Below are 14,869 nucleotides of genomic sequence, written 5' to 3'. Positions count from 1 at the left end.
ATAATAAGCATAAGGTTGAGGTTGTAGTAGTTTAGTTTTGGCCCATGGAGGCTGCTTGATGAATTTACAGGAAATGGAGCGGAATTCCGCTCAGGCTGTGGTACTTTTGAAAGCTATGGCGAACGAACGCCGTTTGCAAATTCTTTGTATGCTGCACAACAATGAATTGTCTGTAGGAGAGTTATGTTCACGTCTGGAGCTGAGCCAGTCGGCTTTGTCCCAGCATCTGGCATGGCTGCGCAGGGATGACCTGGTGTCAACGCGCAAAGAAGCACAGACCGTTTACTACTCATTGAAAAGCAACGAAGTTCAGCAGATGATCAAGTTGCTGCACGACCTGTACTGCCAGGCATAAAAAACGGTAGTTACCCATGGAGCTGTCGCGTGAAACAGGGAAAAGCGTGGCAGTTTCCGAAACTACTCTTTCCGGAAAGACTTTCTTTTGAGCAGTTTTGTTCAGATAGCCAGAAAACAGATATGAAAAAACCGGCCTGAGCCGGTTTTTTTGCATGAATCAGAGTCTGAAATTACAGAGCTTTGATTGCTGCAGCGAAACGTGACTTATGACGGGCAGCTTTATTCTTGTGAATAAGACCTTTAGTCGCCATACGGTCAAGGATCGGAGTAACTGCAGTGAATGCAGCAGTTGCAGCTTCTTTATCGCCAGCTTCGATAGCAGCGATAGTTTTCTTCATGTAAGTGCGCATCATAGAACGACGGCTAGCGTTGTGCTGGCGACGTTTCTCAGCCTGGATAGCGCGCTTCTTAGCAGATTTACAGTTTGCCAAGGGTCTAACTCCCAAAAACTTAGTTCGGTGACAATTTAAGGGCGAGGAATATCCCCTATTTGTACCCAAATGTCAAATGATTTGTGCAAAAACCCACCTAAGCCAAACAAAATTTTTGGATTGGGCAGTCTTCGCGGTTAAGATGGCGGGGATTCTAACAGCATTTTTTTTCCAATGCTAATAAAACTGTGCTTTGAGTGCCCCTGTTGCAATGTGAAGACAGTTTCCCTTTGTTTTCGAGGTAAATGTGAGTAGAAAGTTGCTTAAGTCGGGGCTGATCGTCAGTGTCATGACCCTGGCTTCCCGCGTTCTCGGCCTGGTGCGGGACGTGGTGGTGGCCAACCTGATGGGAGCCGGTGCCAGTGCGGACGTGTTTTTCTTTGCCAATAAAATTCCCAACTTTCTGCGCCGTCTTTTTGCAGAAGGTGCTTTCTCCCAGGCCTTTGTACCGGTACTGACCGAGTATCAGGCGGCAGGAGATAAAGATAAAACCCGCGAGCTGATAGCCAAAGTATCCGGTACTCTTGGCGTGCTGGTGTCGATAGTGACCCTGGTGGGCATCATTGGCTCCGGCGCAGTAACGGCACTGTTTGGTGCCGGCTGGTTTATCGACTGGCTGAACGGTGGCCCGTCGGCGCATAAATTTGAGCTCGCCAGCCTGCTTCTGAAGATCACCTTTCCTTATCTGTGGTTTATCACTTTTGTTGCGCTCTCCGGGGCCATTCTGAACACCCTGGGTAAGTTTGCGGTCTCCTCTTTTACCCCTGTGTTTCTCAACGTGATGATCATCACCTGTGCGCTGATGATTTCACCGAAGCTTGCCCAGCCAGAGATCGGCCTGGCGATCGGGGTCTTTCTCGGTGGTCTGGTGCAGTTCCTGTTCCAGCTCCCTTTCCTTATTAAAGAGGGCGTACTGGTACGGCCGAAGTGGGGCTGGCGTGATCCGGGAGTGGTGAAGATCCGCACCCTGATGATCCCGGCGCTGTTTGGTGTGTCGGTCAGTCAGATCAACCTGCTGTTTGATACCTTTATCGCCAGTTTTCTTCAGACCGGCTCGATCAGCTGGCTCTACTACTCTGACCGCCTGCTGGAGTTTCCGCTTGGGCTGTTTGGTATCGCGATTGCGACCGTGATTTTGCCGGCGCTGTCGCGTAAGCACGTTGACGCGCACAGCGAAGGTTTTGCCCATACCATGGACTGGGGCGTACGTATGGTGCTGCTGCTTGGCCTGCCAGCGATGCTCGGCCTGATGGTGTTGGCCAAACCTATGCTTATGGTGCTGTTTATGCGCGGTGAGTTTACCCCGGACCACGTAGAGCACGCCTCGCTCTCGCTGGTGGCGTATGCATCCGGTCTGCTTAACTTTATGTTGATCAAGGTGCTTGCGCCGGGCTATTACTCCCGTCAGGACACCAAAACACCGGTGCGCTATGGCATTGTCGCCATGGTATCCAACATGGTGTTTAACGCCATCTTCGCTTACTTCTATGGCTATGTTGGCCTGGCGATGGCCACCGCACTGTCTGCCTTTATTAACATGGCGCTGCTCTATCGCGGCCTGCACCGTGACGGTGTGTATAAGGTGAGCCGACAGACGCTGGGCTTCGCTGCGCGGATTTTGATTTCCGGGGTGGCCATGGCGGCGGCGATCTGGTGGCAGCTGGCTGAGATGAGTGAGTGGCTGAGCTGGTCATTCAGCTCACGGGCGCTGACTCTGGCCGGGCTGATTGCATTTGGTGGCGTGGTTTATGCTGTGTGTGCTGTGGTGCTGGGGCTGCGTCCCCGTCATCTGAGGGCAGGTGGCGTATAAGCCATGCTGTATTTTATCTCAGCATCAGTATATAATCCGTCGGTTTGACGCCCAGTAAATCACCACAAGCAGAACAAGAAAAGCGCAGCATGGAATTAATCCGCGGCATCCATAATATTCGGCCAGAGCATAATGGCTGTGTCCTGACCATAGGTAACTTTGACGGTGTTCATCTTGGGCACCAGCAGGTATTAGCCCGGGTGACCGAAAAAGCGGCGCAACTGAATCTGCCTTCAGTGGTGATGACGTTTGAACCTCAGCCGATGGAGTTCTTTGCCCCGCAGAATGCGCCGGCAAGGCTGACCAGGCTGAGGGATAAACTGACCCAGCTTGATAAACTGGGTATCGACAGACTGCTGTGTGTCAGCTTTAACCAGCACTTTGCTGATATGGAAGCGGACAGCTTTATCCGCGATCTGCTGGTCAGTCAGCTCGGGGTGAAATACCTGGTGGTCGGTGATGACTTCTGTTTTGGCCGTCAGCGTCAGGGTGATTTCGCCATGCTGCAGCAGGCGGGGCTTGCGATGGGCTTTGAGGTGGTCAGCACCCAAAGTTACCGGATGCAGCAGACCCGGGTCAGCAGTACTGAGATCCGCCACGCGCTGGCTAATGACAGGCTCAGCGATGCAGAGCTGATGCTCGGCAGGCCTTACAGTATGTCCGGCCGGGTTTCCCACGGCAGAAAACTGGGCCGCACAATCGGCTTTCCAACGGCGAACCTGCCGCTCAAGCGTTGTGTGTCTCCGGTATCTGGGGTATATGTGGTTGAAGCGCATCTGCCCGATGGCCGTATTGCAGGCGGGGTGGCCAATATCGGCAACCGTCCGACTGTAGACGGAGTGCGCCAGCAGCTTGAGGTGCACCTGTTTGACTTTGACGCCAACCTTTATGGTCAGGCGCTCGAAGTCGTGTTGCTGCATAAACTACGCGAAGAACAAAAGTTTGCTTCGTTTGATGCGCTGAAAGCGCAAATAGAATTGGATGCTGAGGCAGCAAGGGTGTGGCTGCGTCAGCTTAAAGGTTAGCCGGACAGTTCCACCGGCCAACATAATGTCTAACTTTCGCCCAATACAACGGAATTAAGAATCGATGAGTGAGTATAAAGATACCCTGAACTTACCTGAAACAGGGTTTCCGATGCGCGGTAATCTGGCTAATCGTGAGCCAGAGATGCTGAAGCGTTGGTACAAAGAAGATCTGTACGGTGCAATCCGTGCAGCCAAGAAAGGCAAAAAATCTTTCGTATTACACGATGGCCCTCCGTACGCCAACGGTGATATTCACATTGGTCACGCACTAAACAAGATTCTTAAAGACATTATTATTAAATCCAAAACACTTTCAGGTTTTGACGCACCTTACATTCCTGGCTGGGACTGCCATGGTCTGCCAATCGAACTGATGGTAGAGAAAAAAGTGGGCAAGCCGGGTCAGAAAGTGACCGCTGCTGAGTTCCGCGAGAAGTGCCGCAAATACGCCGAAGGTCAGGTTGAAGGTCAGAAAGAGAGCTTCAAGCGTCTGGGCATCATGGGTGAGTGGGACAAGCCGTACCGCACCATGGATTTTGGCACCGAAGCGAACATCATCCGTGCGCTGGGCAAAATCGCTGATAACGGCCACCTGCTGAAAGGCTTCAAGCCGGTACACTGGTGTACAGACTGTGGCTCTGCACTGGCAGAAGCGGAAGTGGAATACAAAGATAAAGTATCTCCGTCTATCGACGTTCGCTTTAAAGCGGCTGACGAAGCGGCGCTGGTATCTAAGTTCGCACTGAGCGAAGGCCATGAAGGCAAAGGCGACATCTCTGTGGTTATCTGGACCACCACACCATGGACCCTGCCTGCAAACCGCGCGGTTTGTATGCGTGAGGACCTGGAGTACGTGCTGATCCAGGTAGAAGGCGACAATCCTGAGCGTATCATCGTGGCTTCTGAGCTGGCGAAAGATGTAATGGACCGTGCCGGTATCGAACACTTCCACAACCTGGGCTTTGCCAAAGGTGCGGACCTTGAGCTGTCTCAGTTCAACCATCCGTTCTACGACTTTACTGTTCCGGCGATCCTGGGTGATCACGTAACGACTGATTCTGGTACTGGTGTAGTACACACCGCTCCTGGCCACGGTCAGGAAGACTTCGCGGTCGGCGCAAAATACGACCTGGAAGTGGCTAACCCGGTTGGCTCTAATGGTGTTTACCTGCCGGATACTGAGCTGTTTGCCGGTCAGCACGTATTTAAAGCCAACGACGCGGTAGTTGAAGTGCTGAAAGAGAAAGGCGCGCTGCTGCACCACCACGCTTACGAGCACAGCTACCCGCACTGCTGGCGTCACAAAACGCCGATCATCTTCCGTGCAACTCCTCAGTGGTTTGTATCGATGGATCAGGCAGGCCTGCGTGCCAAAGCGCTGGAGTCTATCAAGGGTGTGGAGTGGATGCCTGAGTGGGGCCAGAGCCGTATCGAAGGTATGATCGAAGGCCGCCCTGAGTGGTGTATCTCCCGTCAGCGTACCTGGGGTGTGCCAATTGCCCTGTTTGTCCATAAAGAGACGGCAGAGCTGCACCCTAACACCTCTGAACTGATTGAAAAAGTCGCTCAGCTGGTTGAGCAGAAAGGCATCCAGGCATGGTGGGATGTGGATTCTGCCGAGCTGCTGGGTGAAGAAGACGCAGCCAAGTACGAGAAAGTACTGGATACCCTGGACGTATGGTTCGATTCCGGTGTGACTCACTACTCTGTGGTTGATACCCGCGAAGAGTACAACGGCAACAGCGCGGATCTGTACCTGGAAGGTTCTGACCAGCACCGTGGCTGGTTCCAGTCGTCACTGATTTCTTCTATCGCGATGAAAGACGAAGCGCCATACAAGCAGGTGCTGACTCACGGTTTCGTGGTAGACGGTCACGGCCGTAAGATGTCGAAATCTATCGGTAACGTGGTTGCGCCAAAAGATGTTACCAACAAGCTGGGTGCTGACATCCTGCGTCTGTGGGTGGCTTCTACCGACTACACCGGTGAAGTTGCGGTATCTGATGAGATCCTGAAGCGTTCTGCGGACGCGTACCGCCGTATCCGTAACACTTCCCGTTTCTTCCTGGCAAACCTGAACGGTTTCAACCCTGAAACTGACATGGTACCGGCAGAAGAAATGGTGGCACTGGATCGCTGGGCTGTAGGCCGCGCTCTGGCTGCACAGGAAGAGATCATCAAAGCTTACGACGAGTACAACACTCACGCCGTAATGCAGCGTCTGATGCACTTCTGTTCTATCGAGATGGGTTCATTCTACCTGGACATCATCAAAGACCGTCAGTACACCGCGAAACTTGGTGGCCACGCTCAGCGCAGCTGTCAGACCGCTCTGTACTACATTGTGGAAGCACTGGTACGCTGGATGGCACCTATCATGTCGTTCACTGCAGACGAGATCTGGAACGAAATGCCGGGCGAGCGCGGCAAGTTCGTATTCGCTGACGAGTGGTTTGGTGGTCTGTTCGGTCTGACTGAAGGCGAAGAGATGAGTAACGAGTTCTGGGCAGAGATGCAGCAGGTTCGTGATGCAGTCAACAAGCAGCTGGAAGCGGCCCGTAACGAAAAAGTTATCGGTGGCGCCCTGCAGGCTGAACTGACTCTGTTCGCTGATGACGCTCTGCTGGCGAAAATCAACAAGCTGGAAGATGAGCTGCGCTTTGTACTGCTGACCTCTTCTGCTGTGGTTAAGCCACTGGCTGAGAAGAGCGACGCAGCTCAGGCGACCGATATCGAAGGCCTGTTCGTCGAAGTGAAAGCGACCGAATCTGAGAAGTGTGACCGTTGCTGGCACCACACTCCGGAAGTAGGCACCATCGAAGGTCACGAGAAGATCTGTGGCCGTTGTGTGTCTAACGTTGAAGGTGAAGGCGAGACCCGCCGCTTCGCGTAATCAGGGAACTTTTTACAGGTTCAACAGCCCCAGTATTTACTGGGGCTTTTTTCAGGTAAGGCTATGAGTGAACAAGCAGTAACGATTAAACAATCCGGAGTGCGCTGGCTGTGGCTGGCGGCGCTGATTTTTATCGCCGATATTGCCATCAAGCTGGTGGTGATGGATAACATGGAGTATGGCCTGAGTGGACGGATTGAGATCCTGCCATTCTTTAACCTGCTGTACGTGCACAACTACGGTGCCGCGTTCAGTTTCCTGAGTGATCAGGCTGGCTGGCAGCGCTGGCTGTTTACCGGCATCGCCTTTGTGGTGAGCGGTATGCTGACCTTCTGGATGAGCAAGCTTCCGGCGAAAGAGAAGTGGAACAATATCGCCTACGCGATGATCATCGGCGGCGCGATCGGTAACGTGTTCGACCGTATCGTTCACGGCTTTGTGGTCGATTACCTGGACTTCTACTGGGGCACCTACCACTGGCCGGCATTTAACCTGGCAGATTCTGCCATTGTGCTCGGTGCAGCTATGATCATCTTTGACGGTTTCCGCAAACCGGAAAAGAACAGCTGAGCAGACCCGCAGAGCTGAAATAACCACAGGCGCTGTCCGTTGATACGGGCGGCGCTTTTTTATATAAACATAGAGGCGCTGGGCTCTTGGCACTGGGCCCTGGGGGAGATCGTTGATAGTTACGTGGTAAACGTTTTTTCAGTGGTTGACTTCACTGAGGGGCAGTGAAAACATCTTGCAGCGCCCAGCGCCCAGCGCCCAGCGCCCAGCGCCCAGCGCCCAGCGCCCAGCGCCCAGCGCCCAGCGCCCAGCGCCCAGCGCCCAGCGCCTAACAACATAAGGACAACCAACGTGACCAAAATAACCTCCGGCTCAACAGTTACCCTCCATTTCACCATTAAACTCAAAGACGGTTCTGTGGCGGACAGTACCCACAGTATGGGGAAGCCGGCACGCTTTTCTATGGGGGATGGCAGCCTGAGCGATAACTTTGAGCGCTGCCTGCTGGGGCTGGCGGAAGGGGAGAACCACTCGGTTGAGCTGGTGGCGGATGATGCGTTTGGTCAGCCGAACCCGGATAATATCCATCATATGGAACGTGCCCGCTTTGCCGGACAGGAGATGGAAGTGGGCACCATTATGGCCTTTGCCGGTCAGGATGGGGTTGAGATCCCGGGGATTATTACCGAAGTGACCGGCGAGTCGGTGACGGTGGATTTCAATCATCCCCTGGCCGGGCAGGACGTGACTTTTGACGTAGAGATCCTGACGGTCGAATAGCCGATGGCAATTCCTGCCGGGCTGAGTAGAATAAGCACAACCAAAATGACAACGAGCAGAGCAATGAAAATACTGTTAGCCAACCCGCGTGGTTTTTGTGCCGGGGTTGACCGGGCGATCAGCATCGTCGAGCGGGCGCTGGAAATGTATCAGCCACCGATTTACGTGCGTCACGAAGTGGTGCACAACCGTTTTGTGGTCGAGGGCCTTAAACAGCGCGGCGCCGTGTTCGTCGAAGAGCTGAGCGAAGTGCCGGACGACAATATCGTGATTTTCTCTGCCCACGGCGTGTCTCAGGCAGTGCGCAAAGAAGCCAAAGAGCGTGAGCTGACGGTATTTGACGCCACCTGTCCGCTGGTGACCAAGGTTCATATGGAAGTGGCGCGTGCCAGCCGTAAGAATATGGAAGTGGTGCTGATTGGCCACGCCGGTCACCCGGAAGTGGAAGGCACCATGGGCCAGTACGCCAGCGAAACCGGTGGTATGTACCTGGTGGAAAACCCGCAGGATGTTGAAGCGCTGAAAGTGAAAGACCCGTCTAACCTGCACTACGTCAGCCAGACCACGCTGTCGGTGGACGAGACAGCGGATGTGATCACCAGACTGCGTGAAGTTTTCCCTGAGATTCAGGGCCCGCGCAAAGACGATATCTGTTACGCCACCCAGAACCGTCAGGACGCGGTGCGTGAACTGGCGAAGGCGGTGGATGTGGTTGTGGTTGTTGGTTCGAAAAATTCATCCAACTCTACCCGCCTGAAAGAGCTGGCTGAGAAGCTGGGTACGCCGGGCTATCTGATCGATTGTCCGGAAGCGGTTGAGCCGCAGTGGTTCGAAAATGCTGAGAGGGTTGGCGTGACCGCCGGTGCTTCAGCGCCACAGGAGCTGGTAGAGCAGATCGTAGCGCGTATTCAGTCGCTCAAAGAGAGCAGCGTTGAAGAGCTGGAAGGGCGTGAAGAGAACATGTTTTTTGAAGTGCCGCGCGAACTGCAGGTGAAGCAGGTCGACTGATCCCGGCTCAGTAAGCAGAATAAACAAAGGGCTCCCAACGGGAGCCCTTTCGCGATCAGGGGGAAAAGAATTATGCAGTTTCCGTTTCGGCTTTGACGCTCTGCCCGTCTTCTGGCAGTTGCTCTTCACCTTTACCTTTCGAAGTCTTAATCACGTAGCCCGCGATAACAACAGCGGTGATAACACCGGCAACGGTTGAGATCTCTACCGGAAGACCGAAGCCCAGTTTAGAGCTGTTGAGGATGAAGCTGACACACACAGTGGTCATGAACATCGCCGGTACTGTGGTGATCCAGTGCAGTTTGTTGTGGCGCAGCAGGTAAGCTGATGCGGTCCACAGCATCATTACTGCGGTAGACTGGTTAGCGAAACCGAAGTAGCGCCAGATAACACCGAAGTCTACCTGAGTCAGGATGCCACCGATAACGAACAGAGGCACGGCCATCATCAGACGGTTACGCAGGGTCTTCTGCTCCATGTTGAAGTACTCAGCCAGGATCAGGCGGCTTGAGCGGAATGCGGTGTCACCGGAAGTGATTGGCAGGATAACCACACCCAGGAAGGCCAGGATACCACCGAACACACCCAGCAGGCCGAATGACGCGCTGTATACCACGTTACCAGGACCGCCGTTTGCTACTGCGTCAGCCAGAGATTCCACTGAGCCGAAGAAAGAGAGCGCCAGCGCACACCAGATAAGAGCGATAATACCTTCACCGATCATTGCTCCGTAGAACACAAAGCGGCCGTTCTTCTCGTTTTCCATACAGCGGGCCATCAGCGGTGACTGGGTCGCGTGGAAACCAGAGATTGCACCACATGCGATGGTGATAAACAGTGCCGGCCACAGTGGCAGGTTGTTCGGGTTCATGTTGGTGAACATGTCGCTGATTTCGTAGCCGCCCATGATGCTGTGCTCGTCAGACAGGCCGATTGCCGTAATAAGGCCAACTGACATAAAGATAAGCAGTGCGCCGAACAGCGGGTAGAAGCGGCCGATGATCTTATCGACCGGAACGATGGTCGCGATGATGTAGTAAGCAAAGATAGCGATAACCATAGCCGTCATAGGCACGTTCAGGCTGGTTTGCTCGTTCACCAGGTTGGTCAGCATGCCTGCAGGGGCTGATACGAATACCACGCCAACCAGCAGCAGCAGAATAATGGCAAAGATATTCATAAAGTGTTTTGCGCCATTACCCAGGTAGCGTCCTGTGATGGTCGGAACCGAAGCACCGCCGTTACGCACAGACAGCATACCGGAGAAGTAATCGTGCACCGCACCGGCAAAGATACAGCCAAGTACGATCCACAGCATTGCTGCCGGGCCATACAGGGCACCCATGATTGGGCCGAAGATCGGGCCGACGCCGGCGATATTCAGCAGTTGAACAAGATAGACCTTCTTGTTCGACATTGGTACATAGTCAACACCGTCCTGTTTGGTGTAGGCCGGGGTCTTGCGGTTTTCGTTTACGCCAAATACTTTCTCAACGAAAGCGCCGTAGATAAAGTATCCGCCTACCAGGGCTGCGATACAGAGCAGGAACCATGTCATTGTCTTCGTCCTTCAGTGGTTATTTCACGTTCATCATGGATACTAACGCCGGCGGATGGCGAGCGCATTCGGTTGTGAGGTCAGCGGAGGGATAGATATTTAAGCGGTATTTATAGCCATTAAGTGGTTTTTGACAAAGTTAAGAGAAACCGCTGGTAAGCTGGACTGGTCGCGCTACACTAATAACTGTCTGATAAAAGGAATAAAACATGAAAAAAGTGATGCTTGTCGCACTGCTGGGTGGTGCCCTGACCGCCTGTGCCAGCAGTGAGGCGGATCTTGCGGCAGCCGGTGACTGGTTCAGTATCGGCTATCAGGATGGCGTGCGCGGACGGACACACCGCTCTCACAGCTCGCTGAATGAGCTGGGCGCGGTTAATCAGGGAGAGTATGCCGAAGGCTACCTGAAGGGCATTGAAGAGTTCTGTAACCCGGACCACGCTTTCCAGATCGGTTTGTCCGGCACCTACTATGAAGGTGTGTGCGAAGGTACGCCTGATGCGCAGAAATTCCGTATGGAATGGCAGCGGGGATGGGATCAGCGCGAATGATTCGCCATTCTTAATCCGTCAAAGATTTCAGCCGTCACCGGGGGAGAAAACAGATACCCCTGGTAGCGGTCACACTGTTCTGATTTCAGCAGCTCCAGCTGCATCTCATTTTCCACCCCTTCAGCGGTGACCACCATATTCAGGTTGTGTCCCATCTGGACTATAGTCCGGATCAGCATGTGGGCCTTGGGCTCATCCACGCAGTCATCAACAAATGACTTGTCGATTTTCAGTACATCGACCGGCAACCGGCGCAGATAGTTGAGACACGAATAAGCCACACCAAAGTCATCGAGCAGGATCTGCACCCCGATATTCCGCAGGCGGTGACAGGTGTTAATGGTGTGCTCTGACTGGGACATGATCGCCGTTTCGGTTATCTCCACCTGCAGCAGTTCGCCGGGATACTGGTGCCTGAGCAGGCTTTCTTCCACGACTTTGTACAGGTCATCGCAGTCGAGCTGTACCGCGGAAACGTTGACTGAAATCGGGCACGGGCGTCCCGCTTCGAGCCAGGCTTTTCCCTGGGCACAGGCCTGGTCGATAACCCAGCGGCCAATGGCAATAATGTGCTGGCTCTCTTCGGCGATGGGGATAAATTCGCCCGGAGAGAGCGGCCCGAGGGTGGCGTGGTGCCAGCGAAGCAGGGCTTCAGCACCATGAACTTTGTTGTCGCTCAGCTGAAGCTTGGGCTGATAGAGCAGGGTCAGCTCGTCATTGCTGATGGCCTGAGCCAGGCCTTTTTCTATTTCTGCCCGGCGCGCCTGAGCCTGGTACATCTGATGATCAAACCACATCATGGACAGACTGGGGTGGCGTTTGCTGTGGTTCAGTGCCAGCTCGGTACACTGAAACCAGCTGTCGATGTCGCGTCCGCACTCCCGGTAACTGGCAAGACCGACGGTAATATTGATCTGGTAGTTGCGGCCATTGACCTGAAAACGCAGCGTTTCCGCTGCCATGAGCTCGCTGCCCATTTGCTCCGCCTGTTCAAAATCCTGTGGCATGGCGAGACAAAACTCGTCACTGCCGATACGAAACACCCGGGTTTGTTCACCGGCTTTTTCTGTGAGGCGCTCAGCGAGCTGGATAAGCAGCTGATCGCCCACCAGGTGGCTCAGGCTGTTTACCGCTTTGAAGTTGTTGATATCAAGCAGCAGCAGGATACCGCGTTGATTTTCAGGTAACTGATGGAGGTGAGCATAGAGTGCGCGGCGGTTACCCAGTCCGGTCAGTGGGTCAGTCTCACTCTCGGACTTGTAATGTAGGGCGCTGCGGCTGGCGATCTGCTGAAAATAACTCATTACGCAGGCAAAAGTGGTGATGAGGATCAGCTCGATGGCGTCTTCGAAAAACTCACCCAGGTCATCGCCTTCCAGCTCTGGAATATAAAGGGCGAGAAGTGCAACGCATATGAGAAGTGGCCAGAGGCTGCCGGGATAGAGCACCAGAAACAGCAGCGGTATGACGATAAAGCTCTCTTCAACAGCGTCAAGTTCGTAGGGTTCGGCGATTCCGCCGCTGATGAGTACGGCTGCTGCCAGCAGGCTGGCCAGATGACGCCAGGCGGGCAGAAACAGAGCGGTCATCAGGGCAGCAGGAAAAAGCAGATATATTCCGGTCAGCAGGGACTGGGTGGTCAGCAGCGTATGGCTGACCAGCGCCGTCGCCAGACAAAAAAACAGGGTGATTCCCCATTGCTGCCATTTCTGCTGGACTTTGTTCACCCGTTACCCCTGCCTGAACAAAAAAGATCATTACTTTTATTTTAGCAGCAATTAATAAATCTGATTATTCAGTTATCTGGAGCTGACTCGCAGTTATCCTTTTTGAGAATCCTGGTGAACATTTACCGCGTGACGCAGGTATCCCCGCTGCTGTTCCAGCAGGTCTGCAGCCTGGCCTTTTTCGATGCCGGTCAGCAACATCAGGATTGCCAGCTTAACGTCGTAATCTGAATCGGTCAGCGCCTGGCGGGCGGCGGATTTATCGCACTCGGTCGCCTGCATTACGATACGCACTGCCCGGGCGATCAGTTTCTCATTGGTCGCTTTCACATCCACCATCAGGTTCTGATAGCTCTTGCCAAGGCGGATCATACTGGCGGTGGTCAGCATATTGAGCACCAGTTTCTGTGCGGTGCCGGATTTCATCCGGGTTGAGCCGGTCAGGGCTTCAGGACCAACCACCGGGCAGATGGCGATATCTGCCTGCTGGTTGACCGGTGCGTCCGGGTTACAGCTCAGGGCGATGGTTTTGGCTCCGGCGCGGCTGGCGTATTCCAGGCCACCGATTACATACGGAGTCCGGCCGCTGGCGGCGATCCCGACGACCACATCTTTGTCGGTCAGCCTGCAGGCTTTCAGGTCATCTTCGCCCAGCTGAGGGGAGTCCTCCGCACCTTCTTTGGCGCGAAACATGGCGTCTCTGCCTCCGGCAATCAGGCCGATCACCATCTGATCATCCACCCCGAATGTGGGCGGACACTCTGAGGCATCGAGTACCCCAAGCCGGCCGCTGGTACCGGCACCAAGATAGATTAGCCTTCCCCGCTTCTTAAAAGCATGGGTGATCACGTCTACCGCGGCGGCGATCTCAGGCAGGACTTTTTCAACCGCGAGAGGCACCAGCTGATCCTGCTGATTGAGCTTGGTGACGATTTCAAGGGACGGCAGCAGGTCGATATCCATGGTATCCGGGTTACGTCCCTCAGAGACCAGACGCGACAGCGCGTTAATAAGAGCATCATTTGCCATAGGGTTGTCCTGTTAATCCGCCGGATAAATCACCCCGAGCGACACCGCCTGGCGCGCTCCGGTGACTTCCGGCACATTGCTGGGTAAATTGTGAATGCGTTGCCGGGCCAGCCAGGCAAAGGCCATGGCTTCCATAAATTCGCCGCTGACGCCGCGTGAGTCGGTTGTGGCAACCTGCCAGTGTGGCAGCAGTGTGGTCAGGCGCTCCATCAGAAGCGGGTTTCTGGCTCCGCCGCCACAAACGAGCAGCTCAGGCGAATTACCGCAGGTAAAGCGCTCCACCTGTTCGGCGATGGTACGGGCGGTCAGCTCGCACAGGGTGGCCAGCATATCGGCGTGGCTCAGTTCGCTGGTGAGGTGACTCTCCAGCCATGCCAGGTTAAACAGCTCGCGGCCGGTGCTTTTGGGGTAATTACGGCCAAAGTAGTCTTCACTGAGCAGGCGATTCAGCAGGTCTTCATTAACTTTGCCCTGACGGGCGAGCGCAGCGTCCCTGTCATAGTGCTCACCGGTGTGTTTTTGCACCCAGGCGTCCATCAGGGTATTTCCCGGCCCGGTATCATAGCCGGTGACCGGCATGGACGGGTGAAGCAGTGAGATATTGGCGATGCCGCCGATATTAAGTACCACGACTCCGGAATCACCGCTGGCAAAGACCGCACGGTGAAAAGCGGGCACCAGTGGCGCGCCCTGTCCGCCAAGAGCCATATCCCGGCGGCGGAAATCTGCGACTGTGGTGATTCCTGTGCGTGCGGCGATAAGGTGGGCATCCCCAAGCTGGATGGTAAATGGAGCCGGACCATCCGGGCGGTGAAAAACGGTCTGACCGTGGTTGCCGATGGCGGTAATGTCAGTGGCACTGAGCTGGTATTTATCCAGCAGCGCCAGCACGGCGTCAGCATACAGTTCGCCCAGCAGGTGATCGAGTTCGCCCATCTCTTCCACCGCTACCGGTTGGTTGAGGCTGAGGTTGAGCAGGCGCGCTTTGAGCGGTGCGGGCATTGGCAGGCTGATGTGTCCCTCCAGTTCCACCGATTGCGGGCCAACAGCCGTCAGGGCGCAGTCCACCCCGTCCAGGCTGGTTCCGGACATGATCCCAATATAACGTTCCTGCATGGCGGCTCCGTGAAATTTCAACTCAAGCCATTGTAAAGCAAAAATAAAGCGAATAATCTGGCGGCAACGAA

13 protein-coding genes are annotated in these 14,869 nt (G+C 54.5%); 8 read left to right on the top strand and 5 right to left on the bottom strand.

Annotation, left to right across the window (positions count from 1 at the left end):
* The first annotated feature begins 58 nt into the window (after positions 1 to 58).
* Positions 59 to 355: an ArsR/SmtB family transcription factor gene (locus tag ACVB80_RS15030; protein ID WP_481082109.1), complete on the top strand. Its 297-nt coding sequence runs from the start codon at positions 59 to 61 to the stop codon at positions 353 to 355.
* 172 nt (positions 356 to 527) lie between these two features.
* On the opposite strand, the gene rpsT is transcribed toward ACVB80_RS15030, so the two are convergent.
* Positions 528 to 788 carry a 30S ribosomal protein S20 gene (gene rpsT, locus ACVB80_RS15025; protein ID WP_481082108.1) on the bottom strand — a complete coding sequence of 87 codons (261 nt, stop codon included), beginning with the start codon at positions 786 to 788 and terminating at the stop codon, positions 528 to 530.
* 247 nt (positions 789 to 1,035) lie between these two features.
* Here rpsT and murJ point away from each other — a divergent pair, with 247 nt between their 5' ends.
* The 6 genes from murJ (at position 1,036) to ispH (ending at position 8,817) form a co-directional block, all read left to right on the top strand.
* Positions 1,036 to 2,598 (top strand): murein biosynthesis integral membrane protein MurJ, encoded by a 1,563-nt coding sequence (gene murJ / locus ACVB80_RS15020; protein WP_481082107.1) that lies wholly within the window; start codon positions 1,036 to 1,038, stop codon positions 2,596 to 2,598.
* A gap of 89 nt (positions 2,599 to 2,687) precedes the next feature.
* The gene (ribF, locus tag ACVB80_RS15015) at positions 2,688 to 3,623 is read left to right on the top strand and encodes a bifunctional riboflavin kinase/FAD synthetase (protein WP_481082106.1); all 936 of its coding nucleotides are present in this window, start codon (positions 2,688 to 2,690) and stop codon (positions 3,621 to 3,623) included.
* Positions 3,624 to 3,687: 64 nt separating this feature from the next.
* Entirely contained in the window at positions 3,688 to 6,519 is a 2,832-nt protein-coding gene (ileS, locus tag ACVB80_RS15010; protein WP_481082105.1) for an isoleucine--tRNA ligase, read from the top strand.
* Between the two features lie 63 nt (positions 6,520 to 6,582).
* Entirely contained in the window at positions 6,583 to 7,089 is a 507-nt protein-coding gene (gene lspA, locus ACVB80_RS15005; protein WP_481082104.1) for a signal peptidase II, read from the top strand.
* A 291-nt stretch (positions 7,090 to 7,380) separates the two neighbouring features.
* Positions 7,381 to 7,809 carry an FKBP-type peptidyl-prolyl cis-trans isomerase gene (fkpB, locus tag ACVB80_RS15000; RefSeq protein WP_481082103.1) on the top strand — a complete coding sequence of 143 codons (429 nt, stop codon included), beginning with the start codon at positions 7,381 to 7,383 and terminating at the stop codon, positions 7,807 to 7,809.
* Between the two features lie 63 nt (positions 7,810 to 7,872).
* On the top strand, positions 7,873 to 8,817 hold the full coding sequence (gene ispH, locus ACVB80_RS14995; protein WP_481082102.1) for a 4-hydroxy-3-methylbut-2-enyl diphosphate reductase: 945 nt from the start codon (positions 7,873 to 7,875) through the stop codon (positions 8,815 to 8,817).
* Between the two features lie 70 nt (positions 8,818 to 8,887).
* Here the strand turns inward: ispH and ACVB80_RS14990 are convergent, their stop codons facing one another.
* The gene (locus ACVB80_RS14990; protein ID WP_481082101.1) at positions 8,888 to 10,375 is read right to left on the bottom strand and encodes a carbon starvation CstA family protein; all 1,488 of its coding nucleotides are present in this window, start codon (positions 10,373 to 10,375) and stop codon (positions 8,888 to 8,890) included.
* A 209-nt stretch (positions 10,376 to 10,584) separates the two neighbouring features.
* Here ACVB80_RS14990 and ACVB80_RS14985 point away from each other — a divergent pair, with 209 nt between their 5' ends.
* Positions 10,585 to 10,926 (top strand): DUF2799 domain-containing protein, encoded by a 342-nt coding sequence (locus ACVB80_RS14985; RefSeq protein ID WP_481082100.1) that lies wholly within the window; start codon positions 10,585 to 10,587, stop codon positions 10,924 to 10,926.
* Here ACVB80_RS14985 and ACVB80_RS14980 read toward each other — a convergent pair.
* The 3 genes from ACVB80_RS14980 to ACVB80_RS14970 form a co-directional block, all read right to left on the bottom strand.
* Positions 10,914 to 12,653, bottom strand: coding sequence for a putative bifunctional diguanylate cyclase/phosphodiesterase (locus ACVB80_RS14980; RefSeq protein WP_481082099.1), 1,740 nt, complete (start codon positions 12,651 to 12,653; stop codon positions 10,914 to 10,916). The two genes, ACVB80_RS14985 and ACVB80_RS14980, sit on opposite strands and share 13 nt — an antisense overlap.
* 93 nt (positions 12,654 to 12,746) lie before the next feature.
* Positions 12,747 to 13,682, bottom strand: coding sequence for an N-acetylmuramic acid 6-phosphate etherase (gene murQ / locus ACVB80_RS14975; RefSeq protein ID WP_481082098.1), 936 nt, complete (start codon positions 13,680 to 13,682; stop codon positions 12,747 to 12,749).
* Between the two features lie 12 nt (positions 13,683 to 13,694).
* Positions 13,695 to 14,798 carry an anhydro-N-acetylmuramic acid kinase gene (locus ACVB80_RS14970; protein ID WP_481082097.1) on the bottom strand — a complete coding sequence of 368 codons (1,104 nt, stop codon included), beginning with the start codon at positions 14,796 to 14,798 and terminating at the stop codon, positions 13,695 to 13,697.
* Positions 14,799 to 14,869 lie beyond the last annotated feature (71 nt).

The organism is Vibrio sp. 9-16B-A1 (assembly GCF_056726165.1).
The sequence above is the reverse complement of the archived record's forward strand: the minus strand, read 5'-3'. Positions and strand labels throughout refer to the sequence as shown.

Coding starts and splice junctions, on each gene's coding strand:
- ACVB80_RS15030 (WP_481082109.1), top strand. CDS start 59: ATGAATTTACAGGAAATGGAGCGGAATTCCGCTCAGGCTGTGGTACTT.
- ribF (WP_481082106.1), top strand. CDS start 2,688: ATGGAATTAATCCGCGGCATCCATAATATTCGGCCAGAGCATAATGGC.
- ileS (WP_481082105.1), top strand. CDS start 3,688: ATGAGTGAGTATAAAGATACCCTGAACTTACCTGAAACAGGGTTTCCG.
- lspA (WP_481082104.1), top strand. CDS start 6,583: ATGAGTGAACAAGCAGTAACGATTAAACAATCCGGAGTGCGCTGGCTG.
- ispH (WP_481082102.1), top strand. CDS start 7,873: ATGAAAATACTGTTAGCCAACCCGCGTGGTTTTTGTGCCGGGGTTGAC.
- ACVB80_RS14990 (WP_481082101.1), bottom strand. CDS start 10,375: ATGACATGGTTCCTGCTCTGTATCGCAGCCCTGGTAGGCGGATACTTT.
- ACVB80_RS14985 (WP_481082100.1), top strand. CDS start 10,585: ATGAAAAAAGTGATGCTTGTCGCACTGCTGGGTGGTGCCCTGACCGCC.
- murQ (WP_481082098.1), bottom strand. CDS start 13,682: ATGGCAAATGATGCTCTTATTAACGCGCTGTCGCGTCTGGTCTCTGAG.
- ACVB80_RS14970 (WP_481082097.1), bottom strand. CDS start 14,798: ATGCAGGAACGTTATATTGGGATCATGTCCGGAACCAGCCTGGACGGG.